22 protein-coding genes are annotated in these 26422 nt (G+C 71.9%); 14 read left to right on the plus strand and 8 right to left on the minus strand.

Annotation, left to right across the window (positions count from 1 at the left end):
* Positions 1–60: 60 nt before the first annotated feature.
* Together ET445_RS00320 and ET445_RS00325 are read left to right on the plus strand one after the other, a co-directional pair.
* On the plus strand, positions 61–3933 hold the full coding sequence (locus ET445_RS00320) for a hypothetical protein (protein WP_129187806.1): 3873 nt from the start codon (positions 61–63) through the stop codon (positions 3931–3933).
* Positions 3934–3949: 16 nt separating this feature from the next.
* A complete protein-coding gene (locus tag ET445_RS00325) occupies positions 3950–8479 on the plus strand; it encodes a hypothetical protein (RefSeq protein WP_129187808.1) in 4530 nt (1509 codons plus the stop codon).
* A 6-nt stretch (positions 8480–8485) separates the two neighbouring features.
* On the opposite strand, the gene ET445_RS00330 is transcribed toward ET445_RS00325, so the two are convergent.
* Positions 8486–9208: a hypothetical protein gene (locus ET445_RS00330; RefSeq protein ID WP_129187810.1), complete on the minus strand. Its 723-nt coding sequence runs from the start codon at positions 9206–9208 to the stop codon at positions 8486–8488.
* Between the two features lie 13 nt (positions 9209–9221).
* Positions 9222–10043 carry an alpha/beta fold hydrolase gene (locus tag ET445_RS00335; RefSeq protein ID WP_129187812.1) on the minus strand — a complete coding sequence of 274 codons (822 nt, stop codon included), beginning with the start codon at positions 10041–10043 and terminating at the stop codon, positions 9222–9224.
* 171 nt (positions 10044–10214) lie between these two features.
* Here ET445_RS00335 and ET445_RS00340 point away from each other — a divergent pair, with 171 nt between their 5' ends.
* From ET445_RS00340 to ET445_RS00350, 3 genes are read left to right on the plus strand one after another with little or no spacing between them, the layout of a single operon-like run.
* Positions 10215–12977 (plus strand): helix-turn-helix transcriptional regulator, encoded by a 2763-nt coding sequence (locus ET445_RS00340; protein ID WP_208008481.1) that lies wholly within the window; start codon positions 10215–10217, stop codon positions 12975–12977.
* 13 nt (positions 12978–12990) lie between these two features.
* Positions 12991–14058, plus strand: a complete 1068-nt coding sequence (locus ET445_RS00345) for a Dyp-type peroxidase (RefSeq protein ID WP_129187814.1) — start codon at positions 12991–12993, stop codon at positions 14056–14058.
* On the plus strand, positions 14055–14864 hold the full coding sequence (locus ET445_RS00350; RefSeq protein ID WP_129187816.1) for a family 1 encapsulin nanocompartment shell protein: 810 nt from the start codon (positions 14055–14057) through the stop codon (positions 14862–14864). The genes ET445_RS00345 and ET445_RS00350 overlap by 4 nt, the downstream gene beginning before the upstream one ends.
* A gap of 8 nt (positions 14865–14872) precedes the next feature.
* Here the strand turns inward: ET445_RS00350 and ET445_RS00355 are convergent, their stop codons facing one another.
* Positions 14873–15709 carry a hypothetical protein gene (locus ET445_RS00355; RefSeq protein WP_129187818.1) on the minus strand — a complete coding sequence of 279 codons (837 nt, stop codon included), beginning with the start codon at positions 15707–15709 and terminating at the stop codon, positions 14873–14875.
* 354 nt (positions 15710–16063) lie between these two features.
* Here ET445_RS00355 and ET445_RS00360 point away from each other — a divergent pair, with 354 nt between their 5' ends.
* Positions 16064–16780, plus strand: coding sequence for an endonuclease/exonuclease/phosphatase family protein (locus tag ET445_RS00360; protein WP_129187819.1), 717 nt, complete (start codon positions 16064–16066; stop codon positions 16778–16780).
* A 6-nt stretch (positions 16781–16786) separates the two neighbouring features.
* Here the strand turns inward: ET445_RS00360 and ET445_RS00365 are convergent, their stop codons facing one another.
* Positions 16787–17239: a hypothetical protein gene (locus tag ET445_RS00365; protein ID WP_165314243.1), complete on the minus strand. Its 453-nt coding sequence runs from the start codon at positions 17237–17239 to the stop codon at positions 16787–16789.
* A gap of 54 nt (positions 17240–17293) precedes the next feature.
* On the opposite strand from ET445_RS00365, the gene ET445_RS00370 reads away from it, so the two are divergent.
* Positions 17294–17701 carry a YybH family protein gene (locus tag ET445_RS00370; protein ID WP_129187820.1) on the plus strand — a complete coding sequence of 136 codons (408 nt, stop codon included), beginning with the start codon at positions 17294–17296 and terminating at the stop codon, positions 17699–17701.
* An 18-nt stretch (positions 17702–17719) separates the two neighbouring features.
* Here the strand turns inward: ET445_RS00370 and ET445_RS17050 are convergent, their stop codons facing one another.
* The gene (locus ET445_RS17050; protein ID WP_165314244.1) at positions 17720–17890 is read right to left on the minus strand and encodes a hypothetical protein; all 171 of its coding nucleotides are present in this window, start codon (positions 17888–17890) and stop codon (positions 17720–17722) included.
* Positions 17891–18071: 181 nt separating this feature from the next.
* Here ET445_RS17050 and ET445_RS00375 point away from each other — a divergent pair, with 181 nt between their 5' ends.
* Genes ET445_RS00375 through ET445_RS00385 form a run of 4 tightly spaced genes read left to right on the plus strand, consistent with a single transcriptional unit; the run spans position 18072 to position 21366 of the window.
* Entirely contained in the window at positions 18072–18911 is an 840-nt protein-coding gene (locus ET445_RS00375; RefSeq protein WP_129187821.1) for a class I SAM-dependent methyltransferase, read from the plus strand.
* Positions 18912–18935: 24 nt separating this feature from the next.
* Entirely contained in the window at positions 18936–19163 is a 228-nt protein-coding gene (locus tag ET445_RS17055; RefSeq protein ID WP_165314245.1) for a hypothetical protein, read from the plus strand.
* Between the two features lie 41 nt (positions 19164–19204).
* On the plus strand, positions 19205–20140 hold the full coding sequence (locus ET445_RS17060) for a LuxR C-terminal-related transcriptional regulator (protein ID WP_165314246.1): 936 nt from the start codon (positions 19205–19207) through the stop codon (positions 20138–20140).
* Entirely contained in the window at positions 20137–21366 is a 1230-nt protein-coding gene (locus tag ET445_RS00385) for a hypothetical protein (RefSeq protein WP_129187823.1), read from the plus strand. The genes ET445_RS17060 and ET445_RS00385 overlap by 4 nt, the downstream gene beginning before the upstream one ends.
* Positions 21367–21372: 6 nt before the next feature.
* Here ET445_RS00385 and ET445_RS00390 read toward each other — a convergent pair whose 3' ends face one another.
* From ET445_RS00390 to ET445_RS00400, 3 genes are all read right to left on the minus strand, one after another.
* Positions 21373–22146 carry an IclR family transcriptional regulator gene (locus ET445_RS00390; RefSeq protein WP_129187824.1) on the minus strand — a complete coding sequence of 258 codons (774 nt, stop codon included), beginning with the start codon at positions 22144–22146 and terminating at the stop codon, positions 21373–21375.
* Positions 22147–22227: 81 nt separating this feature from the next.
* The gene (locus ET445_RS00395; RefSeq protein ID WP_129187825.1) at positions 22228–22731 is read right to left on the minus strand and encodes a hypothetical protein; all 504 of its coding nucleotides are present in this window, start codon (positions 22729–22731) and stop codon (positions 22228–22230) included.
* A 68-nt stretch (positions 22732–22799) separates the two neighbouring features.
* The gene (locus tag ET445_RS00400; protein ID WP_129187826.1) at positions 22800–22994 is read right to left on the minus strand and encodes a twin-arginine translocase TatA/TatE family subunit; all 195 of its coding nucleotides are present in this window, start codon (positions 22992–22994) and stop codon (positions 22800–22802) included.
* Positions 22995–23215: 221 nt separating this feature from the next.
* Between ET445_RS00400 and ET445_RS00405 the strand changes: the two genes are divergently transcribed.
* The 3 genes from ET445_RS00405 to ET445_RS00415 all read left to right on the plus strand — a co-directional run bounded on the left by ET445_RS00405 (position 23216) and on the right by ET445_RS00415 (position 26421).
* A complete protein-coding gene (locus tag ET445_RS00405; RefSeq protein WP_129187827.1) occupies positions 23216–24124 on the plus strand; it encodes a carbohydrate ABC transporter permease in 909 nt (302 codons plus the stop codon).
* Positions 24121–25050, plus strand: coding sequence for a carbohydrate ABC transporter permease (locus ET445_RS00410; protein WP_129187829.1), 930 nt, complete (start codon positions 24121–24123; stop codon positions 25048–25050). The genes ET445_RS00405 and ET445_RS00410 overlap by 4 nt, the downstream gene beginning before the upstream one ends.
* 72 nt (positions 25051–25122) lie before the next feature.
* Positions 25123–26421, plus strand: coding sequence for a sugar ABC transporter substrate-binding protein (locus tag ET445_RS00415; RefSeq protein WP_129187831.1), 1299 nt, complete (start codon positions 25123–25125; stop codon positions 26419–26421).
* Position 26422: the final 1 nt, after the last annotated feature.

Below are 26422 nucleotides of genomic sequence, written 5' to 3' on the forward strand. Positions count from 1 at the left end.
CGGCCCCAGCGGGAGCGGCCGAGGGGTGCGGTCGCGCGGGTGCCCGCAGGCGGGGAACCCATGCCCGAGATCGACGCACGATTCGCCGCGGCGATGGCGAACGTCTTCGCGCCCGCGGCGACGCTCGGGGTGCCGGCCCGCGACGTCCTCGGCCTGTTCGATCCGGCGCTCGACGACGGGATCGACGTGGGGGCGCACCTGAATGAGTCGCTCGCGAGCATCCGCGTGCTCCGCACACGGGACCTCGTCGACGTCACCTTCCGCTTCTCGGGTCTCGCGCTCCGCGTCGACGAACGCGGCGGGCGCTTCCTCGTGCGCCGCGGCCGCGCGGCGGCGTTCCTCATCGCCGACTTCGGCCCGCAGCACCTGTACGAGCAGGCGTTCTTCGAGGCGGGCGGCGACGCCTCCGACTTCCTGAAGAACCCGCTCGCGCAGCAGCGCGCCGGGGTGCCGCCGACCTCGGGGACGCCCGCGCGCGACGTGCTGTCCAAGGCGATCCTCGCTCGCTCGAGCCGGCTCGTCTTCACGGTGACCGGGCAGCGCATCCCGTACTCGTCGGCGGGACTCCTCGCGGCGATGCGCGTGCTGCCGCTCAGCGTCGTGCCGCACGCGTCGCCGCCGCCGATCATCCTGGACTGGCGCGAGGTGTCGGGCGTCGTGTCGGTCGTGCGCCCCGATCGCCTGACCGCCATCGACCGGGCGATCGCGGGTGTGCGGCTCGCGCACACCGCAGACATCGTGCAAGCCCGGTTCGGGACGGCGAGCGCGGTCTCGGCCGTCTTCGACGACCTGTCGCCGATCGACTGGTACACGCCGTCGATCGAACTGCGTCCGCCCTCGCCGCGCCCGCCCGAGCAGACCGAGACGGCGATCGAGCTGCCGTGGCGGCTGCAGCTCAGCCCGCACTCGCGCGGCGCGTTCGCGCACAGCCTCGACGAGGTCGAGCACGACGAGCGGGTCGAGTTGTGGCACACGAGGCTCGGCACCCGCATCGGGCAGGTCGACGAGGCCGCCGCCGTCGAGGCATCCGAAGCCATTCCCGCTCCCGTGAACGAATCCGATCCGGGCGCGCGCACGGTGCGTGCGATCTGGACGCGCGACTACGACCGCGCGACCGATGCGGCCGACGAGTCGCGTGCGAAGAAGATCGCCGTCGACGCGGCAGCCGATCTCGCGAATCCGCAGCCGTTCCGCGGGTCGCTCTCACCGCGCGACCGCCGCCAGCTCGTGCATCTCACGAGCGACTTCCGCTGGCCGAAGTCGACGGGCGAAGACCGGTGGGAGCCGCGCGCGTTCCGCGCCGACGCGCTCATGCTCACCTCGCTCGGCGGGTGGCTGTCGGGCACGATGCAGATTCCGGGTGCGGTGCCTGCGGGGCTCTCGATCGAGGAGTGGACGCACCGCGCGACGATGGCGCGCGACCAGTACGTGAAGGTCGTGTACCAGGGGGTGCTGCTGCCGTTCGGGCATCGCGCGGCGCTCGTGAAGGTCACTGAGCGGCTCCTCCGCGACGGCGTCGCGCGACTCATCCAGCGCCTCTTCGTCATCGTCAAGCAACCCGAACGCAGCTTCCGTGCGAGCGGCGTGCCGGCGCTCGACCACCGGATGCCGTTCGGGTGGGTGCGGATCGTGACGCCCGGCACGCCGCCGCTCGCGCTGCCGTCGCAGATCGCGGGGGTCGTGGGCGGCTCGGCGTTCGTCCCGAGCATCCCGACGGCCGACGCCGTCGGGGCGGGCGGCGACCCGCCGACGGGCACGGCGCCGTTCCGGTTCCGGATGGTCGCGAGCGACGTCGAACACGGGCTCGTCGAGTTCGAGGGACCGCTCGTGTTCGTCGAGAAGACGGTGCTCGACCAGTCGGCGGGTGCGACCGCTGCGGCCTCGCTCGCTGCGCTCAACGGCGCTGTGCCGACGTTCGACCTGCGCGGCCAGCGCATCGCGTACGCCCCGCACGGCGACCCCGACGACACGACGCTCTCGACCGCATCGGCCAGGTTCGTGTCGGAGCCCGACCCCGGCACGGCGGAGCGGTACACGAACTTCGTGCTGCCGCGCCTGCAGGTGACGAACGCCGTCGTGCCCGCGATGAGCGCGTTCACGGGACAGAACGGGCCCGTGCCGCTGCGGTACCCGCAGGTGTTCGCCGACCACGGCCTCGACACGGCCGGGCGCAACCGGGGCGAGCTGTTCCTCGAGGTGTCGAACGCCTCGGGCGGCACGGCGACGGCCCCGAAGCCGATGGACTTCGCGAAGCAGTCCGACCGATCGGGCGGGTTCCTCGCCCCGAGCGTCGCGATCAACTCTCTCGCCCGGCGACTGGGGCCCGTGGGCGGCGCGGTCGCCGCGCTCGACCAGAACCCCGCCGGGTTCGATGCGGGATCGATGTTCCCGCCCGACATGGCGAAGCTCTTCGGCATCCTGTCGCTCCGCGACCTGCTGCCCGATGCGGGCAGCCCGCTTCCGAAGTTCGCGACGCAGGCGGTCGACACGGTCGTCACGATCCAGACGGCGATCGTGCGCCTCCAGCAGCTCGACCCGGTCGCGGCGCTCGCGGGGCAGGCGCAAGCGATCCAGGATGCCGCGGGGTCGCTCGTCGACCGGATCGAAGCCCTCGCCGACGCGGTCGCGGCGCTCGGCGCCGACCCAGCCGCATCCCCCGACCTCGACGGCATCCTCGGCGACCTCGGGGCCGCCGCCCGCACGCTCGCAGACGGCTGGAACGGGTTCGCGCCGAGCCTCGGCCTGCCGCGCGCGCACGTCGAACAGCTCGAGGGCGTCATCCGGAAGCTCTCCGACCTGAGCGACGACGTCACTGCCGTCGCGAAGGCCGTCGAGGCGTTCTTCCGCGGCGAGCTCCTGCCGCAGTCGATCGACGCCCGGCTCGAATGGTCGACCGAGCTCACGGCCTGGCCCCCCGGGGCATCCGTCTTCGAGCCCAAGGGCGATCGCACCCTCCGTCTCGTCGCCGAGACGAGCGCACCGCTCCGCCCCGGCGGGACGCCGACGGCGCTCGTGTCGTGTTCGCTGCCGCCCTTCGAACTGCGACTCGTAGGCCCCGACGCAGTCATCCTCATCCGCTTCGAGGTCATGGAGTTCTCGATGCAGGCGGGGCGCAAGCCCGACGTCAACGTCGTGCTCGGCGACGAGAAGGGCATCGAGTTCGCGGGCGCGCTGAAGTTCGTCGAGACGCTGAAGGACATCATCCCGTTCGACGGGTTCAGCGACCCGCCCTACCTCGACGTGTCGCCGAGCGGCCTCACGGCGGGCTTCGACCTCGCGATCCCCGACCTCGCGGTCGGCATCTTCGCGCTCACGAACATCACGTTCGGCGCCGAGATCTCGGTGCCCTTCATCGGCGAGTCGCTCGAGTTCCGGTTCTTCTTCGCGACGCGCGAAGACCCCTTCCGGTTGCAGGTCGCGTTCTTCGCGGGCGGCGGGTTCCTCGCGATCACCCTCACCCCGAAGGGCATGCGGGTCATCGAGGCGGCGTTCGAGTTCGGTGCGCAAGTGGCGCTGAGCTTCGTCGTCGCGAGCGGGTCGGTGTCGGTCATGGCGGGCATCTACTTCCGCCTCGAGGTCATCGACGACGACAACCAGAGCGTGACGTTGACGGGATACTTCCGGGCGCGCGGCGAGGTCGACGTGCTCGGGCTCATCTCGGCATCGATCGAGATCTACCTCGAACTCACCTACAAAGAGGTCACGGCGGGCGGGCAGAAGCAGTCGAAGGCGTACGGCAAGGCGTCGATCACGATCGAGGTGAGCGTGTGCTTCCTGTCGTTCTCGGTGACGGCGTCGTGCGAGAAGCAGTTCTCGGGGTCGAAGGGCGACCCGACGTTCGCCGACATGCTCGGCGGCTACGTCGACGCCCAGCAGGTCACGCGAGACCCGTGGGCCGAGTACTGCGACGCGTTCGCGGTCGAGCCGGCATAGACGACGAAGGGCGACGATGGGCGAACAGGCGATCTTCACGGCGATCCCCGGCGGGCGCTTGGACGACGGGCGGCTGCGGGTCACGGTCTTCGTGACGCCCAAGCTCACGCCCGCGGTCGCGGGCGACGAGCAGGCGCTCGTCGAGTTCGAGGCGTTCAGGGACTGGCCGCGCACGCTCCGCGATGCCAGGTGGGAACTGGATGTCGCGGGCGTCGGCACCTTCCCGGGCTCGCCGCTCGACGATCCGATCGAGCCCGACCGGGCGCTCTGGCACGCGCTCTTCGGCGGCACCCGCGTGGGCGAGGCGGGCTTCCAGCACTTCGAGCAGTCCGTCGTGCACTCCTACCCCGTCGAGGAGGTCGTGCGCGCGATCACGACGCTCTACGCGGACGCCGCGACGCAGTTCCCGACGGCGTTCCCGCCCGTCACGACGAGCATCCTGAAGGACGCGCAGCAGGAGCTCTCCTCGCCCGGCCTCGAACAGGGTCGCGGCGACCGGCGCGCGATCCTCCGCGACTACCTTCGCCGGTACCGCAAGCTGAGCGACCCCTCGGGCGGCGGCCGCTACTTCCACATCGGCGCCGTCTCACCGTCCGAGCGACCTCGCGCGGCCCTCGCCGCGGCCGTCGGATTCTACGACCGGGCCGTCGACCCGCACGACCCCGCCAACCCGACCGCACCAGTTCCCCCGCCGGTGAAGCCCGAGTTCCACAGCTTCGCGGCCCGCTGCGCCGACTTCCCCGAGCTCATGCGCCATCTCGGCCTCGCGATCGACCTCTGGATCGACGACCCCGGGGTCACCGAGCGCACGACGACGATCCGAGTCGTCGCGGGGCTCAACGTCGACCCGCTCGAACGCCTCCTCGCGCCCGACGAGGCCCGCCCGTTCACACTGCTCCACTACTCCGACCGGTTCTGGGCTCCCGCGCCGCGGCGCGAGCGCGGAGACATCCTCGACGGCAGCCTCGCGCTCGACGACGTGGAGCGCTTCCTCCTCGAGCAGGTCGACCCCGACGGCATGGCGCTCAAGACCTCGCAACTCCTCGACTCGCTCGCGCGCACCGACGCCGTGCTGTCGTCCTCGCCCGCGAACGCGCTCGGCATGCCGTCGATGACCGCGGATGCCTCGTCGTTGCCCGCGCTCCGCTCCACAGGCCTCATCGTGGCGCGGCGGAATCGCGCGAAGGAGCTCGTCGCCCAGTTCGAGGAGTCGGCCGACCACGAGCGCGAGCGCACGGTCGCCATGCGCCCGGCGACGCTCGACGCGACGGATGTCACGCGCGGGTGGCGCATCGATGTCTACGACCGCGATTCGGCGACGGGCGACTGGCAGTCCCTCCACGAGCGCGTCGGCGAGTACGAGCTCGTCGCGCCGGGCGCATCCCCCGAGCCGCTGCCCGTGCAGCCGAAGCCCGACGAGGGGTATCTGAAGGCCGCGAGCACGTCGAGCGAGGCGCCCGACCCTGCGGCCGACCAGTACCTGCACGAGACGCTCGCCGGGTGGGACGGCTGGTCGCTCGCCGTCAAGCGGCCGGGACGCCCGCAGACCGAGACGGGCACGACACCGGCGGATGCCGAACCGGATGTCGCCGACACGGGGTTCCCGCTCGCCGCCCGATTCCGGGTGAAGGGCGGCACCCTGCCGCGGCTGCGCTTCGGCCGTTCGTACCGCGTGCGCGTGCGCGCCGTCGACCTCTCGGGGCACTCGATCCCGTCGAAGCAACTCGACGAACGACACGAACGCGACCTCGACGGACCGTATCTGCGGTGGGAGCCCGTGCCGGCGCCCGCCGTCGTGCCGCTCACCGAGTACACCGAGGGCGAGTCCCTCATGCGCATGGTGATCCGCTCGACCCTCGGTGAATCCGTCGACTCGTACATCGCGCTGCCGCGCGTCGCGGGGCTCGCGGGCCACGAACCGTCGGGGCGGATCGGCATCGTCTACCGCGAAGACAACGAGCGGCACCTCGCCGCGCCGCTCACGAGCGTGCAGCTCGCCGAGACGCACGGCGTCTTCGACGCGGCGCTCGCGGGCGATCCGGCGCAGGTCGCCGCGCAGTTCGCGATCGCAGCGAAAGAGGCGGGCAGCTATCTCACCTTGCCAGGTGCCCGGCTTGCGAACCCCGCACCTCGACCGCCGGGCGAGGAGTTCACGTTCGCGAAGGACGACGCGCTCCGCGACGGCGAGGTGCTCGTGCACGACGTGCCCGAGCTGCCCCTCCCGTACCTGCCCGACGTGCTCTCGCGCGGGATCTCGTTCACGACGCTCCCGGGCGACGGGGGCACGACGGGCAACCCTGCGACGCGCCTCCTCCGCTGGCCGGGCGACCCGGCCGCGTGGCACGACCGGCTGCCCGTGCGCATCCGCGTCATCGAAGGCGACGGGGCGCCCTTCTTCGACGCCGACCGGCGCACCCTCACGGTCCCGCTCCCGAAGGCGACGCTCACGACCGTGCGCGTCTCGTCGTTCCTCGACGAGCGCGACGTCGACCTCCTCCGCGTGTGGGAGCTCATCGCCTCGCACCCGCAGGGCGGCGGCCCGACGTGGCTCCAGGCCGCCCGCGCGCGCGTGCGCGACGGCCTGCACTGGATGACGACCCCGTGGGCCGAGCTCACCCTCGTGCATGCCGTCGAGAAGCCCCTCGAGAAGCCCGTGTTCGCCCTGAACTCCGAGCAGAAGCGGCAGCGGAAGGACACGTTCTCGGTGCTCCCGGGCTTCCTCGACAACCACGCCGCGAGCACGGGCCGCATCGACATCGAGGCCGACTGGTCCGACCCCGTCGACGACCTCTCTCTCCCCGAGCCGACGACCGCGACCCGGAACACGCACGTGGCCGACTTCCTCGTCACCCCGACCGAGTCGCACGCCCGCATCGGCCGCACGGCGATGGGCCCGGCGGGCCCCTACGGGCCGCGGCACGTCGTGCGGCACGAGTTCGGCGACACGCACCACCACTGGGTCGACTACCGCGCGATCGCGACGACGCGCTTCCGCGAGTACTTCCCGCCCGAGATCACGAACGACCGGAGCCTCATCGAGCACCCCGGCGACGTGCTCCGGGTGGATGTCCCGTCGAGCCGCCGCCCCGACCCGCCCGACGTGCGCTCGATCATCCCGACGTGGGAGTGGCAGGAGTCGCGGCTCGAGGTCGACGCTCCGTTCGCCGTCCGCCGCGTCCGCACGGGCGGGGGCCTGCGCGTCTACCTCGGTCGACCCTGGTACTCGAGCGGCGCCGACGAACTCCTCGGCGTCGTGCTTCGCGTGCAGCCGTGGCTCACGTCGGTCGTCGACGTCGAGCGGGGCGTCGCGGGGTCGCTCGCGGCGCGCGGCATCGCGGACGCGTGGGCTGCGACCGTGCTCGCCGAGCTCGGCGTGCCGTTCGAAGAGGTCGCGGCCGCGACATCCGCTTCGTCGTTCCTCGTCGACAAGCTGACCGAAGCGGCCGAGACGTCCGCGAACGCGACCTCCCCCGAGTCGGCGGCCCCCGCGTACGGCGTCGTCGAAGGCCTCCGCGTCACGGGCGCAGGCGGCCGCATCGTCCTCGATCCCGGTCGCGCGTTCAGCGCGCGCGGCGAGGAGCTGCCGATTCTCGCCGCTCGCGCCCGACCGCGCGACGACGTCGAGCGGTTCCTGCTGGGCGCCGCCGCCGCCGTCGAGGAGGCCCGCGCGATCGACCTCTCCCCGGCGTTGCGTGAAGCCGCGGTCGCGGCGACCCTCGCCGAATGGCTCGACGTGTTCGCGCTCCGCACCTCGCCCGAGGGGCGTCGGTTCACGTCGTCGTGGGGCGTGGACCCCGTGTTCCGCGGCGAAGCGCTCCCGGCAGGGCCGTATGTGCACCAGTTCGCGCTGCGCACGGCCGTGGGCTACTCGGTGACGCTCGCCGAGATGGCCGGGGTCGACGGCACGTCGTCCGACCCCGTGACGGTCGTCGGGCACGAGCCGCACTTCGACCGCGAGCGCGGCCTCTGGTACTGCGACCTGCAGATCGACGCGGGCTCGGCGTACACGCCGTTCGTGCAGCTCGCGCTCGCGCGGTACCAGCCGCACTCGATCCCCGGCGAGGAGATCTCGGCGGTGTCGATGGCCGACTTCGTGCAAGTCCTGCCGCGACGCGAGGCGAGCTACATCGTGGCGCCCGACGAAACGGCGCTCACGATCTCGCTCGCGGGCGCGGTCGGGGTGCCCGAGTTCGCGGCGAGCCTCTCGGGCATCGCGAACCAGGTCGCGGCGTCGAGGTTCGTGGAGGCGTGGATCGAGCGACTTCCGGCGGGCAGCGACAGCGACCTCGACTGGGAGCGGGTCGGCGGGGTCGTCACGCTCTCCCTCGTCCGTGCGCGGACGCGCATCGCCATCCTCCGGCCACGCTACGGGAACGTCGAGTGGGCGGGCGTCGTCGGCATGCCCGAGCGCGTCGACGGTGAGCGGTACCGGGTGCGGCTCGCCGAGTACGAGCTGCACGCGGCCGACCAGAAGGGCCTCCTGCAGCTCGCGGCGCTGCGGAAGGCCCGCCGGATCGTCTACGCCGACACGGTCGATCTGCCCTGACGGGACTCAGCTGAACTCGATCTCGCTCAGCTTGATCCAGATCATCGCGAGTTCGGTGACGGGCTCGGCATCGGGTCCGCGCACGTAGGCGCGCCGCGTCGTCGGCAGCCTGATCCCGCCCGCCTCGACGTAGTCGGTCGTGAGCTGGGCCGCCGGGAACCCGCCCGCGATGTTGACCCGGTAGTCGTGCCGGCGCAGCAGGTGGTCCTCGCCGTCGAAGGCGAACTCCTGCACGGCGCTGTGCGTCTCGATCGAGGCGGGGAACCGCGCCCTGAGCACCCGCCAGGTCTCTTCGTCCGCCTGGATCGGGTCGATCTCCTCGACCTCGACCCCGGGCAGCGCGAGGAGGAACGGCGTCGTGAAGTACGTCCACAACGCCTCGCCGTTGAAGTACGCCCGCTGGAGCGGATCCCACGGCGTGTTCATCTGATGCCCGGCGAACGAGTCCTTCGGCGCGAGCCGTTGCCCGACGACCGTGCCGTCGGTCTTCTCGACGGCGATCCGCTCGGGGGTGAAGACGCTGCGCTGGTCGGCCGCGCCGAACGGCTCGAGCACGACATGCTCCTCGTGCAGCGCGACGGTCATGCGTCGCGGCGAGTCATCCTGCACGATGCCCTTGAGCGAGAAGAATCCGCCGCCCGAGACGATCGTCGCCTCGACCTGCCGGTACCCGGCCCAGCGCTCGGCGCCGCCGTGGGCGTCGAGGACGTCGGCGAGGAAGGCGTTCACGGTAAGAGTCCCCTCACTCCTGGATGAACGCCAGGATGTCTTCGTCGAGGGTCTGCTGGTAGGCGCCCTGGATGCCGTGCGGCGCGCCCGGGTACACCTTGAGCGTTCCCTTCGACACGAGCTTGATGGCCTTCTCCGCCGCGTCGCCGATGGGCACGATCTGGTCGTCGTCGCCCTGCGCGATGAGGATCGGGACATCCAACGCCTTGAGATCCTCGGTGAAGTCGGTCTCGGAGTACGCCTTGATGCAGTCGTACGCGGCCGACATGTTGACGAGCATGCTCTGCCGCCAGAAGTCGTCGATGAGTCCCTTCGAGATGCTCGACCCCGCGCGGTTGGCGCCGAAGAACGGGATCGCGAGGTCCTGGTAGAACTGCGAGCGGTCGCGCAGGAGCCCCGCGCGCGCCTGGTCGAAGTCCTCGATGGGCGTGCCGTCGGGGTTCGACTCGCTCTTGACCATGATGGGCGGCACGGCGCCCGCCGTGACGACCTTGGCGACGCGGCCCTTGCCGTACTGCGCGGCGTAGCGCACGACTTCGCCGCCGCCCGTCGAGTGCCCGACGACGACGAGATCGTGGAGGTCGAGGGCGTTCACGACGGCGGCGAGGTCGGCCGGGTAGTGGTCCATGTCGTTGCCGAGGTACGACTGCGACGAGCGGCCGTGGCCGCGGCGGTCGTGGGCGATCGCCCGGTAGCCGGCGTCTGCGAAGACCTTGAGCTCGACCTGCCAGGCGTCGGAGTTGAGCGGCCAGCCGTGGCTGAAGAGCACGGGTTGCCCGCTGCCCTGGTCGGCGTAGAAGATCTGGACGCCGTCTGAGGTGGTGACGTACGGCATGAGGGCCTCCTGGAAAGAGATCGATGGCGGATGTCCCGAGCCTCCGCCGCACGGCGCGTGCGCGCATCCGCGTGCCCACGCGTCGACTCCCCAGTGCGGGCCCGGCACCCCGCAGTGCCGCGCGTCCGCAACCCCGCGCTCGCGCGCGGAACCCGGCCGTAGACTCCGCGTGTGCTGCTCGGCAGACTCGACGAGCAGAGGCTCCTCGATCGCGCGGTCGCCGAGGTTCGCTCCGGCCGCAGCCGCACGCTCGTCATCCGCGGGGAGTCGGGCGTGGGCAAGTCCGCGCTGTGCGATCTCACCGCCGAGCGGGCGACGGCGAGCGGATGCCTCGTGGTGCGCGTGACGGGCGTGCAGTCCGAGATGGAGCTCGCCTCAGCGGCACTGCACCAGTTGTGCCTGCCGCTGCTCGGCCGCCTCGACGACCTTCCCGAACCCCAGCGCGACGCGCTCGCGACGACGTTCGGGCTCGTGCCGGGGCCGCCGCCGAACCGGTTCCTCGTGGGGCTCGGCGTGCTGAGCCTGCTCGCGGCGGCGGCCGCGGAGCATCCGCTCGTCTGCGTCGTCGACGACGCGCACTGGCTCGACCGCGCGTCGGCGCAGGCGCTCGGGTTCGTCGCGCGCCGACTCGACGCGGAAGGCGTCGGGCTGCTCTTCGCCGTGCGCACGCCGCACCGCCCGCCCGAGCTCGAGGGGCTGCCGTCGCTCGAAGTCGCGGGCCTCGCGGAGACCGACGCGGCCGCGCTCCTCGACTCGGTCGCGCACACGCCGCTCGACGCCCGGGTGCGGCGGCGGCTCCTCGCCGAGACGCGCGGGAACCCGCTCGCGATCCTCGAGATCCCGCGGCTGCTGCGCGCCGAAGAGCTCTCGAGCGGGTACGTCCTGCCGGCCGACTACCGGCTCGCGGGCGACGTCGAGGCGGGGTTCCGCGACCGGGTGCGGGCGCTCCCGACCGACACCCGGCTCCTGCTCCTCGTCGCGGCGGCCGAGCCGTTCGGCGATCCCGTGCCGATCCGGCGGGCGGCCCTCGGACTCGGCGTCGCGCCTCGTGCGCTCGCAGCGTCGGCGCGCGAGGGGCTCAGCGAGCTCGGTCCGACGGTGCGGTTCCGGCATCCGCTCGTGCGCTCGGCCGTGTATCGGAGCGCGTCGCCCGCCGACCTCCGGCGCGTGCACGGCGCCCTCGCGGCCGCGACGGATGCCTCCACCGACCCCGACCGTCACGCGTGGCACGCCGCGCGAGCGGCGGCGGGTCCCGACGAGCAGGTCGCCGGGGCGTTGGATGCTGCGGCCGCACGTTCGCTCGTGCGCGGCGCCCCGGCCGCGGCGGCGGCGTTCCTGCGGCTCGCGATCGACCTCTCGGTCGACCCGACGGCGCGGGCGCAGCGGGCGCTCGAGGCGGCACACGCCGAAGTCGCGGGCGGCGACTTCCACGCGGCATCCGCACTGCTCGCGACCGCCCGTTCGGGGCCGCTCGACGAGCGCTCGCTGCGCCGCGCCGACGTGCTGCTCGCCCGCATCGCATTCGCCACCGCGCGCGGCCGGAGCGCGGTCGGACCGCTCGTCGACGCCGCCGACGCGCTCGTCGCGCACGATCGCGCCGCCGCGCGCGCGACGTACCTCGAGGCGCTCGGGGCGGCGCTCTTCGCCGGCCCCGAGTCGACTCCCGGGCCGGAGGAGATCGCCCGGCGCGCGGTCGCCGCCCTGTTCACGGGAGCTTCGCCCCCTGCTCCGACCGCGTCCGAACTCGTCCTCCAGGGGCTCGCGGAACCGCCGGGCCCCGGCCGCGACGCGCTCCTCCGCGCCTCCCTCGACGGCTACGACGCCGAGCTCGCGGCGGGCCGCGAGTGGCTGCCCGACAACGCGTTCGCGGGTGTGACCGCGATCTGGCTGTGGGACGACGAGCGGCTCCGCCGCTTCTCGATGCATCACGCCGACGTCGTCCGCGCGTCGGGCGCGACGGGCGAACTGCCGCTCGCGCTCCTCCAGGGGGCGTTCTTCGACCTCTTCTCGGGCGATCTCGCCGCGTGCGAGCGGGCGGCCGACGAGGTCGACGCCCTCATCGAGGTGACGGGCACGCGGCTCGTGCCCTTCGGCGCGCTCGCGCTCGCAGCGATGCAGGGCGATACGGGTCGCGTGGCCGCCCTCGTCGGAGCGCACCTCGCGGGCGCGTCCGAGCGCGGCGAGGGGTCGTCGGTCGCCCTCATCCGCTGGACCGAGGCGCTCCTCGCGAACGGGCTCGGCCGGTACGCCGACGCGCTCGCCCCCGCGCAGCAGGCGGCGGGCCTCCTCCAGCCCCTCGACGCGGCCGCCGAGTGGGCGCTCGCCGAACTCGTCGAGGCCGCCGCCCGCACGGGTGCGCTCGCCATCGCGCGCGACGCCGAGGCGAGACTCGCCGTGCTCGCCGCAGCGGCAGGCACCGATTGGGGGCTCGGCGTCGCCGCGCGCTCGCGCGCCTTCGTCGTCGAGGGCGTCGCCGCCGAGTCGGCGCACCGCGAGGCGATCGCCCGGCTCTCCCGCACGTGCATGCGCATCGACCTCGCCCGCGCCCGGCTCGTGTTCGGCGAGTGGCTGCGGCGCGAGCACCGGACGCGCGAAGCGCGGGACGAGCTCGGGGCGGCGTTCGACGCGTTCGCCGAGGCGGGTGCGGACGGGTTCGCGGCGCGCGCGGAGCGCGAGTTGCGGGCGGCCGGCGCGTCGGCCCGGGTGCAGCACGCGCGCGACCGGGCGAGCGAGCGCGGCGGGCCGACGCTCACGCCGCAGGAGGAGCAGATCGCCCGGCTCGCGAGCGGCGGGCTCTCGAACCCCGAGATCGCGGGTCGGCTGTTCCTTTCGACGCGCACGGTCGAGTACCACTTGCACAAGGTGTTCGCGAAGCTCGCCGTCTCGTCGCGGCACCAACTCGCCGGAGCGCTGCCCGACACCACTATCGTGTGATCGGGGGTTGAGGATGTCTCAGGGCGACCGGGTACCGATCGACGCACAGCAGGTCGACGCGCCGCTTTCGCGGTTCGCGATCTTCCTCGTGGTGACCGCGAGGGCCGGTGACGACGCACTCGACACCGTGCGCGACGTCGTGTCGGGCATCGACGACCTCGTGAAGACGGTCGGGTTCCGAGACCTCGGCGGCAAGCTGTCGTGCGTCGTCGGCATCGGGCGCGCGCTGTGGGACCGCCTCTCGCCCGGGCGTCGGCCGATCGAGCTGCACGCGTTCCCGCCCGTCCGGGGCGACGTCCACACTGCGCCCTCGACGCCCGGCGATCTGCTCTTCCACATCCGCGCCGAACGGCAGGACCTGTGCTTCGAGTTCGAACGCCTCCTGCTCGACTCGCTCGGCGACGCCGTCGCGGTCGTCGACGAGACGCACGGGTTCCGCTACTTCGACGCGCGCGACCTCCTGGGCTTCGTCGACGGCACGGCGAACCCCATCGGTGCCGACCTGCCCGAAGCATCCCTCATCGGCGACGAGGACCCCGACTTCGCGGGCGGCAGCTACGTCGTCGTGCAGAAGTACCTCCACGACCTCGATGCGTGGGCGAAGCTCACGACCGAGGAGCAGGAGGCCGTCATCGGCCGCACGAAAGCCGACAACGTCGAGCTCGACGACGGGCCGGGCCCGCAGTTCGCCCACAAGACGCTCGCGACGATCACCGACGCCGACGGCACCGAGTTCGACATCCTGCGCGACAACATGCCGTTCGGCAGGCCCGGACAGGGCGAGTTCGGCACCTACTTCATCGGCTACTCACGTCGGCTCTGGGTCATCCAGCTCATGATCAAACGCATGTTCGTGGGCGACCCGCCCGGCTACTACGACCGCATCCTCGACGTCTCGCACGCCGTCACGGGCACGACGTTCTTCGTGCCGAGCAATCCCGTCCTGCAGGCACTCGGCGACGACGAAGTCGTCGCCGCCACGGAGCATCCGGATGTCTCGCCCGACGCGCCTGCCGTCGGCGCATCCCTCGGAATCGGGTCGCTGCGCGACCGCGCGCCACGGAAGGAACCGCAACCATGACCGACCACCTGCTGCGCCGCCTCGCGCCCATCACGAGCGACGCCTGGGACCTCCTCGACGACGAGGCGAAGGACCGCCTGCCCGTCGCCCTGGGCGCCCGCAAGCTCGTCGACTTCGTCGGGCCGAAGGGGTGGGAGCATTCGGCGACGAACCTCGGCCGCGTGGGCCCCGTCGTCTCGGCGCCCGCCGACCGGGTCATCGCCCGCGCCCGCAGGGTGCTGCCGCTCGCGGAGGTGCGGGCCGACTTCACGCTCGTGCGCGAAGAGCTCGTCGACGCGAGCCGCGGCGCCGCCGACGTCGACCTCGGCCCCCTCGACGACGCCGCGCACGCGATCGCCGCCGTCGAGAACGCCGCCGTGTTCGCCGGGTGGGAGGAGCTCGGCATCGTCGGCATCGTGCCGTCGTCGCCGCACGCCCCCATCCGCCACGACGCGGGCACGTCGAGCTACGACGACCTCGTGGCGTCCGCGATCGCGACCCTCAAGCACTCGGGCATCGGCGGGCCGTACGCGCTCGCGCTCGGCCCCGACGACTGGACCGCCGTCGTCGAGGCGAACGAGGCGGGCGGCTACCCGCTCATCCGACACTTGCGCGACCTGCTCGGCGGGCCGATCGAGTGGGTGCCCGGGCTCGAGGGCGGCGTCGTCCTGAGCCAGCGCGGCGGCGACTACGTGCTCGAGGTCGGCGAGGACCTCTCGATCGGGTATGCGAGCCACACCGCGGAGACCGTCGACCTGTACTTCGAGGAGAGCTTCAGCTTCCGCGTGGCGACGCCCGAAGCGGCGGTCGCGATCTTCCTCGTGTGACGGGGGGATTACTCCGCGGCTGCGCGACGACGGCGCACGACGCCGGCGCCGACGAGCGCGAAGCCCGCGACGAGCGCCGCGAGGCCGACGAGGCCCTGCGTGCCTTCGAAGCCCGTCTCGGCGAGCTCGTCCTTCGCGGCCTCGGTCTCGACCGCGGCGGTCTCACCGGTCGCGGCGGGCTGGTCCTGCGGAGCCGCCGACACGGGAACATCGGCGCCGAACGTGTACGCGCAGCCGTCGACCGAGATCGACGAGATCGTGCCGTCGCCCGTGATGCCCGAACCCAGCGAGTAGCCGAACGCGAGGACCTGCGCGTTCTCGTACGCTGCGGTCCACTCGGCGAACGAGCCCTGGTTGGGGTAGCCGCCGCCGCCGGGCGCGTGCGGTGCCGCCGGGATCGAGACCCACGTGCCGCCGGCCGGCACCGAGAGCCAGATGTTGCCGCTGTAGACGGGCTCGATCACGAGCGTGCCGTCGGCGGTGCCGTCGCCGTCGAGGTCGACGACGAGCTGTCCGCCGGGTGCCGGGGTCGTGCCGGTCCAGTCGAGGGCGAAGTCGGTCGCGTTCGCGAGCGGCATCGCCGGGGTGAGCTCGTAGTACCCCGCGGCCTTGCGGTGACCGGTCGCGTCGGTCCACACGTGAAGGAGGTCGTCGCCCTCCTGCTCGACGATCTCGTTGTGGCCGGTGCCGTCTTCCGACGTCGAGGAGAGATCCCAGTCGGCGAGGGTCGTGTAGACCTCGCACCCGGTCTCTTCGGCGTTGGCGGGGGCGGCGACGACGCCGGCGAGGGCGACGCCGCCCACGAGACCGGCGGCGGCGAACCGGGTGGCGATCTTCTTCAACATGACTCCTGAGTGAAGGGGGTCGACGCGTGGCGGATCCACGCGCCGTCGGCAGAGGTGACCGGCCTTCGCTGGGCTCGCGAAGGCCGGTCGGGGTTCGATGCTTCCGCATCGATCGGGTTCCTATGAACCTAGACGGACGGCGGGCCCCGAGAACGCCGGGACCGGTTCCAGACCTGGCCCCAATACGGGGCACGCGCTCCGTGTTCCGCGGAATTCCGCGGCGCACGAGGCATCCGATTTCGACCTGTTGCGAATAGAACGAACACTTCCGCACCCTGTGGCGCCGCTATCGAGTCGCCTGGAGTTCACCCGGAGCGGGCCCCGGGCGCCGCTCGTCGCCCTACGCTGGGAGGCATGCTGGTGATCAGCTACAACCTCCGCAAACACCGCGCGATCAGTGAGCTCGCGGCGCTCGACGAGCGCCACGAGCCCGACGTGCTGTGCCTGCAGGAGTGCGACACGACCGACCTCGCCGAGCACGTCGGCCGGCTGCAGCTCGCGCACTCGACGACCGGCAATCGCCTCGGCCTCGCGATGTACTACCGCGCCGACCGGTACGAGCCTCGTGACATCAAGGCGTTCGCGCTCAAGAAGTCGCTCCACGATCGCGTGCTGCGCCCCGCGCACGAGCGCCTCCTCGGCGCGCGCCTCATCGACCTCCAGCACGACCGGCGCGAGTTCATCGTCGCGTCCTTCCACGCGGCCCCGCTCACGGCGCTCAACTCGCTCCGCCGCCACCAGATCAGGTCGGCGCTCGGCGAGCTGCAGTTCCTCGGACCGGGCCTTCCGACCCTCATGGTCGGCGACTACAACTACCCCGTGTTCAAGACGAACCTCGCCGAGAAGGTCCAGGCCGCGGGCTATGAGCTGACCCTCAGCGACAGCCGCACCTACACGCGGTACAAGTTCTTCCGCGGGCACTTCGACCTCGCCACGAGCGCCGGCCTCGACATGCGGAGCGTGCGCACGCTCCCGCGCGGGTCGAGCGACCACCTGCCGATCCTCGTCGACGCGCACTACCACCAAGACCATCTGCTGCCGGTGCCCGAGGGCATCGACGCGGTCATCTGAGCGCGGTCAGCGCCCGAGCAGGTCGTTGAGCCACCCCGGCCCGGCGACGCGCACGTCGCTCGGGAGCCGGGCGCGAAGGCCGCGGTCGGCGGTCACGACGAGCAGATCGGCACCGGATCTCTCGGGCGATCCGGATGTCTCGGGCGATCCGGATGTCTCGGCGCGCACCCGCTCGACGATCGCCGTGTCTCCGTCTGCGGCCGCGCGGACGACCTCGAACCGATCGGGATCGACGCCGTCCGGAGCATCCGCCCGCTTCGCCTGCCCTTCGACGACGGCGACGATCCGCGCGATCTCCACGTCCTCGCCATCGGGCCCGGCGACCGTCCGCCCGACGAAGGATGCGAGCCGTGCGAGCAGCCGTTCGGCAGCGCCGGCCCGGTCGCGCCACCACCCGTCGGGACGAGATCCGACGACGTTCGCGACGTCGACGACGAGGATCACGGCTGGTTCCGGCATCGACGGATGGTAGCAATCATTGTGCTCGGCCCGCTCTCGCGGCATTCTGAGTCCATGAGCGACCGTGCGGAGTTCTTGGACTGGTTGAACGGCGAATACACCGAAGGCGAGCGGGCCCTCTTCAACGGCGACGACGGGCCGCGCCGCAACACGTGGGCGCGATCGGAGCCCGTGAGCGTCCTCGGAGCGTGGCGGAACGCCGTCGGCCGCGAGGACCTCATCGAGGCGTTCGTCGATCTCGCGCAGAGTTTCTCGGACTGTACCGAGTACGGCCTCGACCTCATCTCGCTCGACGTCGTCGGCGACCTCGCCTACACGGTCGGGTACGAGCGCGTGTCGACGTCGGTCGACGGCAAGCCGCGCACGTTCACGCTGCGGTCGACGCAGGTGTACCGGCGCGACGCCGACGGCTGGCGCGTCGTGCACCGGCACGCCGACAGCGTGCCGTCGCCCGCCGAGTAGCGTTCGAGCGCGCCGCGCTCAGTAGTCCACGTGCTTCTCCTGGAGCACGTGGAGCTTGTCCTCGTCGTCCTGCCACGCCTGCAGCGCGTCGGTGAGCTGGCGGGCCAGCCAGTCGGCGTCTGCCTCGTCGGCGAACCCGCCGGAAAGCTGGGTCAGCCGTTCGGTCGCGGTGCCACGCAGATCGTCCATCGTCACCCTCCCCGTTTCGAGGGTCATCCTGCCATTCGCACGCGCGCGCGTCGATGCCTCGGTGCGGATGCCTCGGTGCGGATCCCTCGGTGCGGATCTCCGTGCTGCGCACGGATGTGCACGCTCGGCGGCAGGAGCACGCTGATCTTCGTCATCGAGTACACGGACGAAGGAGATCGAGATGACCGCAACCACGACGATCACGCGCACCGATGCGGATCGCGAACTGAAGGCCCGCCACCGCAGCATGTGGGCGTCGGGCGACTACCCGACGCTCGCGAGCGACCTCATCTGGTCGCTCGGGTCGCGTCTCGTCGAGGCGACGGGAGTGCAGGCGGGCGACCGCGTGCTCGACGTCGCCGCGGGCAGCGGCAATGCCGCGATCCCAGCGGCGCTCCGCGGCGCGGACGTCGTCGCGAGCGACCTCGCGCCCGAACTGTTCGCAGCGGGGCGTGCGCGCGCAGGCGAGGCGGGAGCCCGACTCGAGTGGCGCGAGGCCGACGCCGAGGACCTGCCGTTCGAGGACGCCGCGTTCGACGCCGCGGTCTCGTGCGTCGGCATGATGTTCGCGCCGCACCACGAGCGGTCGGCGGCGGAGCTCGTGCGCGTCGTGCGCCCGGGCGGTCGGTTCGGCGTCTTGAGCTGGACGCCCGAGGGGTTCATCGGGCGGATGTTCCGCACGATGAAGCCGTACGCGCCGCCGCTTCCCGAGGGCGCGCAGCCCGCGCCCCTGTGGGGCGACGAGTCGCACGTGCGGGGCCTTCTCGGCGACGCGGTCGACGATGTCGTCGCCGTCCGAGAGACGATTGCGATCGACCGGTTCGGGTCGGGGGCGGAGTTCCGCGACTACTTCAAGACGCACTACGGGCCGACGATCGCCGTCTACACACGGATCGCCGACGACCCGGCGGCCGTCGCAGAACTCGACGACGCCCTCGCCGATCTCGGCGACGAGGCGCTCGGCGACGACGGCCGCGCCATGCACTGGCAATACCTGCTCGTGACCGCGACGAAGCGGTGACGACGACCGATGGGAACCACGACCATGTCACTCTCGGGAACCTACGAAATCCTGCTCCTCCGCGACGCCGACGAAGTGCGCTTCGCGCAGAACGTCGAACGGCGCAGGCTCGCCCTCGAGCGCGAGGCGTTCGACCGGCAGGCGGATGCCTCGCGGCAGGCGCCGACCCCGGGACATCCGGTTCGCGTCTCACGCGCCGCCCGCTGGGCGGCCGTCAGGAGACTCCTGCGAGGCACGCGCCCGGCGCTCTGACCCTGGTGCCGCCCGACCGCGTCGGCCCTAGACTCTGCAGCGTGTCGGACACCTCGCTGACACCACGCGAACGCGCGGTCCTCGCCGCCGTCGAGCGGCGCCTGACCAACCCCGAGATCGCCCGGGAGTTGTTCATCTCGGTGCGCACGGTCGAGAGCCATATCGCCGCGCTCCGCCGGAAGCTCGACGCCGAGACCCGCGCCGACCTCATCGCCGCGGGCGCCGAACGCCACGAGTCGTCGGTGCGCGTGCCCGAGAACGCGTTCGTCGGTCGCGCCGCCGACCTGCGCGCGCTCGGCGACGCCGTCGACGCCCGGCATTGGGTGACGGTGACCGGACCGGGAGGCGTCGGCAAGACGCGGCTCGCACTCGAGTTCGCCCGCGCGGGCGAGCGCATCCCCGTCGCCGTCGAGCTCGAGCACGCCGAGCCGGGTGACGTCGTCGCGCGCATCTCGCGCGCCCTCGACCTCGAGTCCGCACCAGGCACAGACGCGGCCGCGGCCGTCGCGATGTCGCTCGCCGCACACCCCTACCTGCTCGTGCTCGACAACATCGACCGGGTCGGCGCCGCCGTCGGCGCCCTCGTCGCGCGCGCCGCGACCGCCGCCCCGGACCTCCGCGTCCTGACGACGTCGCGCACGCCCGTCGGCGACCCCGCCGAGCACGTCCTCGCCCTCTCACCCCTCGGGACGGTCGGCGACGACGCGCCCGCCGTCGCGATGTTCTTCGACCGGCTGTCCGCGGGCGGCTTCTCACCTGCACGCACGGCGACCGACCGCGCCCATGCCGCCCACATCTGCGACCGGCTCGACGGGCTGCCGCTCGCGATCGAGCTCGCGGCATCCGTCGCCCGACACCTCACGCTCGCCGAACTCGCCGACCGGCTCGACCGCGACTTCGCGACCCTCGACCGGGCGACCCCGAGGGCCGGCACCGCACGGTCGAGACCGCGTTCGAGTGGAGCTGGGACCTCTTGAGCACCGACGAGCAGGATGTCCTGCGGCGGCTCGCCGCCCTCCCGCGCACCTTCGACATGGACCTCGCATGCGCCGTCACCCGGCCGGGTGCCGAGGGCATCGTGCTGCGCCTCCTCGACCGCTCCCTCATCGTGCCCGTCGCGGGCACCGAGCCGAGTCGGTTCCGGCTGCTCGCGGTCGTGCGCGACGTCGTGCGGGCCCGCACCGACGAGGACGTCGTGCGCGACGTGCTCGAACGCCACGCGACCTTCATCGACGGGATCGTCGTGCCGTTCGCCGGCCGCGCGCGGCTCGACGACAGTCTGCAGGCCATGCACGCCTCGGAGATCCTGTGCCCCGAGGTCAACGCGGCGGTGCGATGGGCGACGGCCACGAGGCATCCGCTCGTGCTCTCCCTCGCGACCTCGCTCGGCATCGGCGTCGAGCAGTACGGCTCCGACGTCGACAGCGTCCGCTCGCTCGCGGCCGTCGCGCGCGAACCCGACATCATCGACGACGCGACGCCGCAGCAGCTCCTCGCCCTCGGCACGGCGCTCACCTTCCTCGACATGGACGCCGTCGCCGCCCTCGCCGACCGGGCGCTCGCGATCGCCGTCGACGACCCGTCGCGGCTCGCGGCGCTCCACCTCGCCGGCATGGCAGAGGCCTACCGCGACCACGAGGAGGCGGCGCTCGAACGCCTCGCCGACGCCGAAGTCCTCGCCGAACGGCTCGGCGACCGCTGGCAGCTCGGCGCCGTGCGCCAGATGCGCGGCGTCGCGCTCCGCCGCAGCCATCCCGAGCGCGCGATGGCCGACTTCGCGGCCGCGATGCACGACTACGGGCGCGCGGGCGACGCCATGCACGTCAACAACGCCCGCTACATGATGGCGCTCACGGCCGCCGAGGCGGGACTCGACCTCGACCGGGCGATCGAACTCGCCGCCGAGTGCGTCGACTACGCGCGAGCGGCGCACAACGAGCACGAGCTCGCGCACGCCGCGATGGTGCAGCAGCTCCTCGGACGCGACGACGCCGCGCTCACGCTCGACGAGCTCGGGCACGAGTTCACCCGGTTCGGCGACATGCGCTGCGGCATCCGCACCCTGCTGCTCCGGGCCGATCGCGACGCCCCCGACGACGCGGCGCGCCGCGCGCTCCTGCGCGATGCACTCGACCTCGCGCGGGCGGCACGCGACGAGGCACGCGAAGCGCAGATCCTCGCGCGCCTCGCGGTGCCGGTCTAGCGCGGCTCAGGCGATCGCGGCGACGTACCCGAGGCTCGAGCCGATGCGGTCGGCCGCTTCGATGAGCGCGGCGGCGAGCACCGTCTCGCGCTCGTCGAGGCGCACGGCGCTCGCGGGGCCTGAAAGCGAGATCGCGCCGACGACCGTGCCCGAGGGGTCGCGGACGGGCGTCGCGACGCTCGCGCGCCCGAGGGCGAACTCGTCGACGTCGACGGCGTAGCCGCGCCGCCCGACCTCGGCGACCTCGGCGTTCAGCCGGTCGAGGTCGGTGATCGTGCGGGCCGTGTAGGCGATGAGCTCGCCGAGGAGTTCGGCGCGCTCGGCGACGGCGACCCCGAGCAGGAGGCACTTGCCCATGCTCGTGGCGTGCAGCGGGTCGCGGCGACCGGCGATCGTGTGGTCTCGCGGGGCGTTGACGCCGTCGAAGTTGACGAGGTACATCACGCTGTCGTCGCGGCGGACGGCGACGTTGGCCCCGAGACCGAAGTCGGCCGAGAAGTTCTGCAGCGTCTGGCGAGCGCCGCGGTAGAGCGAGTTCTGGTTGAGCGCGACGCTGCCGAGCGCGATGACGTCGGGGCCGAGGCGGTAGAGCCCCGTCACGGGGTCGCGCTCGACGAGTGCGACCGACTCGAGCGTGCTCAGCAGGCGCGAGGCGGTCGACTGGCCGAGCTGGGTCGCCTTCGCGACGTCGGACACGCGCTGCGGCTGGCCGCCGGCGAACACGTTGAGGACGGCGACGGCCTTCTCGACACTCTGGTTGTTTCCACGCTCGGACGGCATAGCGATCATCCTAGGGCCCAATCTTGCCCAGACGGATCGGGGCATGCGGAATGTGCGACGAATGTGCAAAGAGCGGGCGGCTCAGATCCCGAGGCCACCGACTCCCGGGCCGACGCCGAGGCCGACCCCGCCCTCCGGGCCGACGAACTCGAGCCGAGCCCCGCCGTCGCCGGGCCGCTCGGCGAGCGAACGGTGCACGTCCCACAGCGGACCCGGACGCGAACGCGCGCGCGAGCCGCCGTCGGCGCCCCCGGCCGCCGCGACGACCGCGAGCCCGTCGCGCATGACCGCCGTGGGCTCCCCGTCGGGCCGGTCGGCGTCGCCGCGTTCCCCGAGGGTGACCCGCAGACTCGTGCCGCCGCGGACGGCCATGACGCCTTCGACGATGTCGCCGGCTGCGCCGCCGAACGAGCCCGCGCCCACGAGCTGCAGCCGCACGATCGTGGCCCAGTCGGGCACGCGCACCCGCTCGCAGTGGCGCCGGGGTTCGACGAGCACGACGGCCGAGCGCACGCCGTCGTGTACGCCGTCATGTACGCCGTCGCGTGCGTCGGCGTCGACGAGTTCTTCATATCGGCGTTCCATCTCTTCAAAATAGAAGAGAATTTCTCTTTATGACGAAGGTGTCGGTCGATCCGCAGGCGGCTCGAAGGCTACGCGGAGGTTCGCTCCGACGCGCCCTCGACGGATGCGTCGGGCACCGGCGACTCGTCGCGCACCTCGGTGCGGAGGATGCGCACCGACTGGCCGAGGCTCCGCGCGAGCGCGGGGATCTTGGGCGCCCCGAAGAGCAGCAGGATGACCGCGACGACGATGAGCGCGTGCCATCCGTTCAGGTTCGCGAACACGAGGACTCCGTTCCCGCCCGGCAGGCCGGCGGCTCTGCCGGGCGATCTCTCTTTCGATGCGCGTTCGGCATCGATATGAACTGCGGGTTGAGCGTAACATGCGATATGTGCGATAGTCATGCACCAGGTGCACACCACTTTCCGGAAACGGATGATCAATGCAGATCGCATCGACCGAACCCACGTTCGCGACATGCTGACCGAGAAGGACCCGCCCCGCGATGCAACTCACCACAGCCCCGCCGAAGAGCGGCCGCCTCTCAGAGCTCGGCTTCATCACCCTGCTCCTCCTCCCCGGCCTCGCGCTGCTCGTCTGCGTCGTGCTCTACCCGCTCCTGCGCTCCCTCGCCTCGGCGTTCTTCACCGAAAGCCTGGTCTTCCCGGGCGTCGAGTGGGCGGGATTCCAGAACATCGCCGACGTCCTCGCCGACGGCTTCGGCGAACTCCTCCTGCAGACGCTCATCTTCACGGTCGGGGCGACCCTGTTCCCCTTCCTCATCGGGTTCGCGCTCGCACTCGTGCTCAACGAGCGCTTCCGGGGCTCACGCCTGCTCCGCGGCGTCTTCCTCATCCCGTGGCTCCTGCCCGGTGTCGTCGTCTCGTTCCTCTGGATGTGGATCTTCGACGCGAACTACGGCGTCCTGAACGGACTCCTCCTGCAGTCGGGCGTCCTCGACTCCCCCGTCCCGTGGCTCTTCCAGACCGACACCGCGCGCGGCGCCCTCATCATCGCGAAGACCTGGAACTCGTTCCCCTGGATCATGGTCATGCTCCTCGCGGGCCTCCAGACCGTGCCCAAGGAACTCCACGAGGCGGCGATGGTCGACGGCGCGGGCGCCGTCCGGCGCTTCCTCACCGTGACGTGGCCGCACGTCCGCGGCGTCGCGGGCCTCGTGCTCCTCCTCGAGTTCATCTGGAACTTCCAGCACTTCGACACGATCTTCGTGCTCACGGGCGGCGGCCCCGCCGGCACGACCGCGACGTTCGCCACCGAGGTGTACGACACCGCCTTCAAGGGCTTCGACCTCGGGCACGCCGGCGCGCTCGGCCTGCTCTGGATGGCGCTGCTCATGATCCTCGTCGTCGTCTACGTGCGCTTCTCGGAGCGCGGAGAGAAGCAGAACGCATGACCGGCATCCTCACCGCCAAGTCCGCGTCGATCGATCCCACGACGGTCGACCCCACGCCGACGCGCGCCGCCGTCGCGGCCGACCCCCGTCGCTCCGACCGTCGACGCGGGCGACCGCGCTGGGCGATCTGGCTCACGCTCCTCGTCGTCGGGGCGTTCGCGTTCCTCCCCGTCTACTGGCTCGTCGTCACCTCGCTCACGCCGAACGCCGACGTGTTCGCGTTCCCGCCGCGGCTCTTCCCGACGACGATCACCTTCGAGCACTACGCCGACGTGCTCGCGAACCCGGCGATCCTCGGCTTCCTCGGGAACAGCATCTGGGTCTCGGCGATCACGGCCGTGCTGTCGGTCGTCGTCTCGATGTACATGGGGTACGCGTTCTCGAAGTTCCGCTTCCGCGGCCGCGCCTCGCTCATGTACTTCGTCCTCTCGAGCCAGATGTTCCCGCAGGCGCTCCTGCTCGTGACGCTCTACGTCGTCTTCGCGCAGTTCGGCCTGCTGAACACGTACCAGGCGCTCGTCATCTCGTTCACGACGTTCACGCTGCCGCTCTGCGTCTGGATGCTCAAGGGCTTCTTCGACGCCCTGCCCGACGAGCTCATCGAGGCCGCGAAGATCGACGGCGCCGGACACTGGCGCACGCTGCACTCGGTCATCCTGCCGCTCGCGGCTCCGGGCCTCGTCGCGGCGGGCCTCTTCGCCTTCGTGCGCGGATGGAACGACTTCATCTTCGCACTCACCCTCGCCGGCCCCGAGAAGCAGACCCTGCCGCCCGGGCTCGTGAACACCTACATCGGCGAGGCATCCACCGCGTGGCCCGAGCTCATGGCGGCGTCGCTCATCACCTCGATCCCCGTCTGCATCGCCTTCATCGCCCTCCAGCGCTTCCTCGTCGGCGGCATCACCGCCGGCGCGGTCAAGGGCTGATCACCCTCATCCGCAGCACCACCCACACCCAGCACCACCACCCCAACCGAGTATCACCAGAGGAGAACCACCATGTCCGCACAGCTCAGTCGGCGCGACCTGCTCCGCTTCAGCGCCATCGGCCTCGGCGCAGCCGCCATCGCGGGCGTCGCCGCAGGATGCGCCCCCGTCGCCGGGGGCGGCGGCGCAGCCGCCCCCTCCAAGACCCCCGCAGGCCCCACCGATTTCTCGTTCGCGTCGTGGGGCATGTCTGAGGATGCCACGAAGGCCGCCCTCGGACCCACGATCTCGTCGTTCGCGAAGAAGGACGGCATCACGATCGACACCCCGAGCTACCCGTTCAACGACTACCTCGGCCAGCTCACGCTGCAGGTCCGCGGCGGCCAGTTCTCGGGCGCGGCCCAGTTGGACGTCGCGTGGCTCGCGAGCCTCGCCGCGCTCGGCAAGCTCACCGACCTCGGCTCGTACGCGAAGGGTCGCGGGTACACGCCGGCCGCCCTGAACGCCGGTCAGTTCGACGGCGTCCAGTACGGTCTGCCGTGGACGATCGCGGCCATCGGCCTCATCACGAACACCGAGCTGTTCGAGAAGGCCGGCGTCTCGAACACCCCCGCGACGATCGACGAGTACGAGGACGCGCTGAAGGCGCTCAAGGGCCTCGGCGTGATCCCCTACGCCGCGTCGACGAAGACCGCCCAGCTCAAGGACTTCATCGTGTGGGCGCAGACGTTCGGCTCGCCCATCGTCGAAGACGGCAAGTGCACGATCGGCGACGCCGCCTCGGTCGACGCCGTCACGTGGTACAAGAAGCTCTACGACCAGGGCCTCATCACGGCCGACGTCGACCGCGGCGCCGCGCGCACGCTCTTCAGCCAGGGCAAGACGGCGATCTACGACGACGCCCCCGCGGGCCGTGCCGGCGTCTTGAAGAACTCGTCCGACCCCGAACTCGGCTCGAAGATGGCGCCCATCGCACGCCCGGTCCTGAAGAAGGGCGACACCCCGCAGGAGCTCCTGTGGGGCCACCTCGTCGTCGTCGTCGACGGCAAGGGCGCCGGCACCGCGTCGGACTTCGCGCAGTGGCTCACGAGCGACCCCGCCCAGGAGATCAGCTACTTCTCGGCGCTCGGCCTCCCGCCGACGACCGAGGAGGCGCTCGCGGCGTCGGCCGTGCAGGCGAACCCGTTCGTGAACTCGTTCACCGAGCTCGTGACGAAGGACGCCAAGGCGAGCGCGCTCTGGCAGTTCCCGCAGTACGCGCAGATGGAGAACGCCGTCGCCGAGCAGGTGCAGGCCGTGCTCATCGGCGCGTCGTCGCCGAAGGACGCGATGAAGACCGCCGGCGAGCAGATCACGCGCCTCATCGGCTGAT

The sequence above is a fragment of the Agromyces protaetiae genome (genome assembly GCF_004135405.1).
Lineage (GTDB): Bacteria > Actinomycetota > Actinomycetes > Actinomycetales > Microbacteriaceae > Agromyces > Agromyces protaetiae.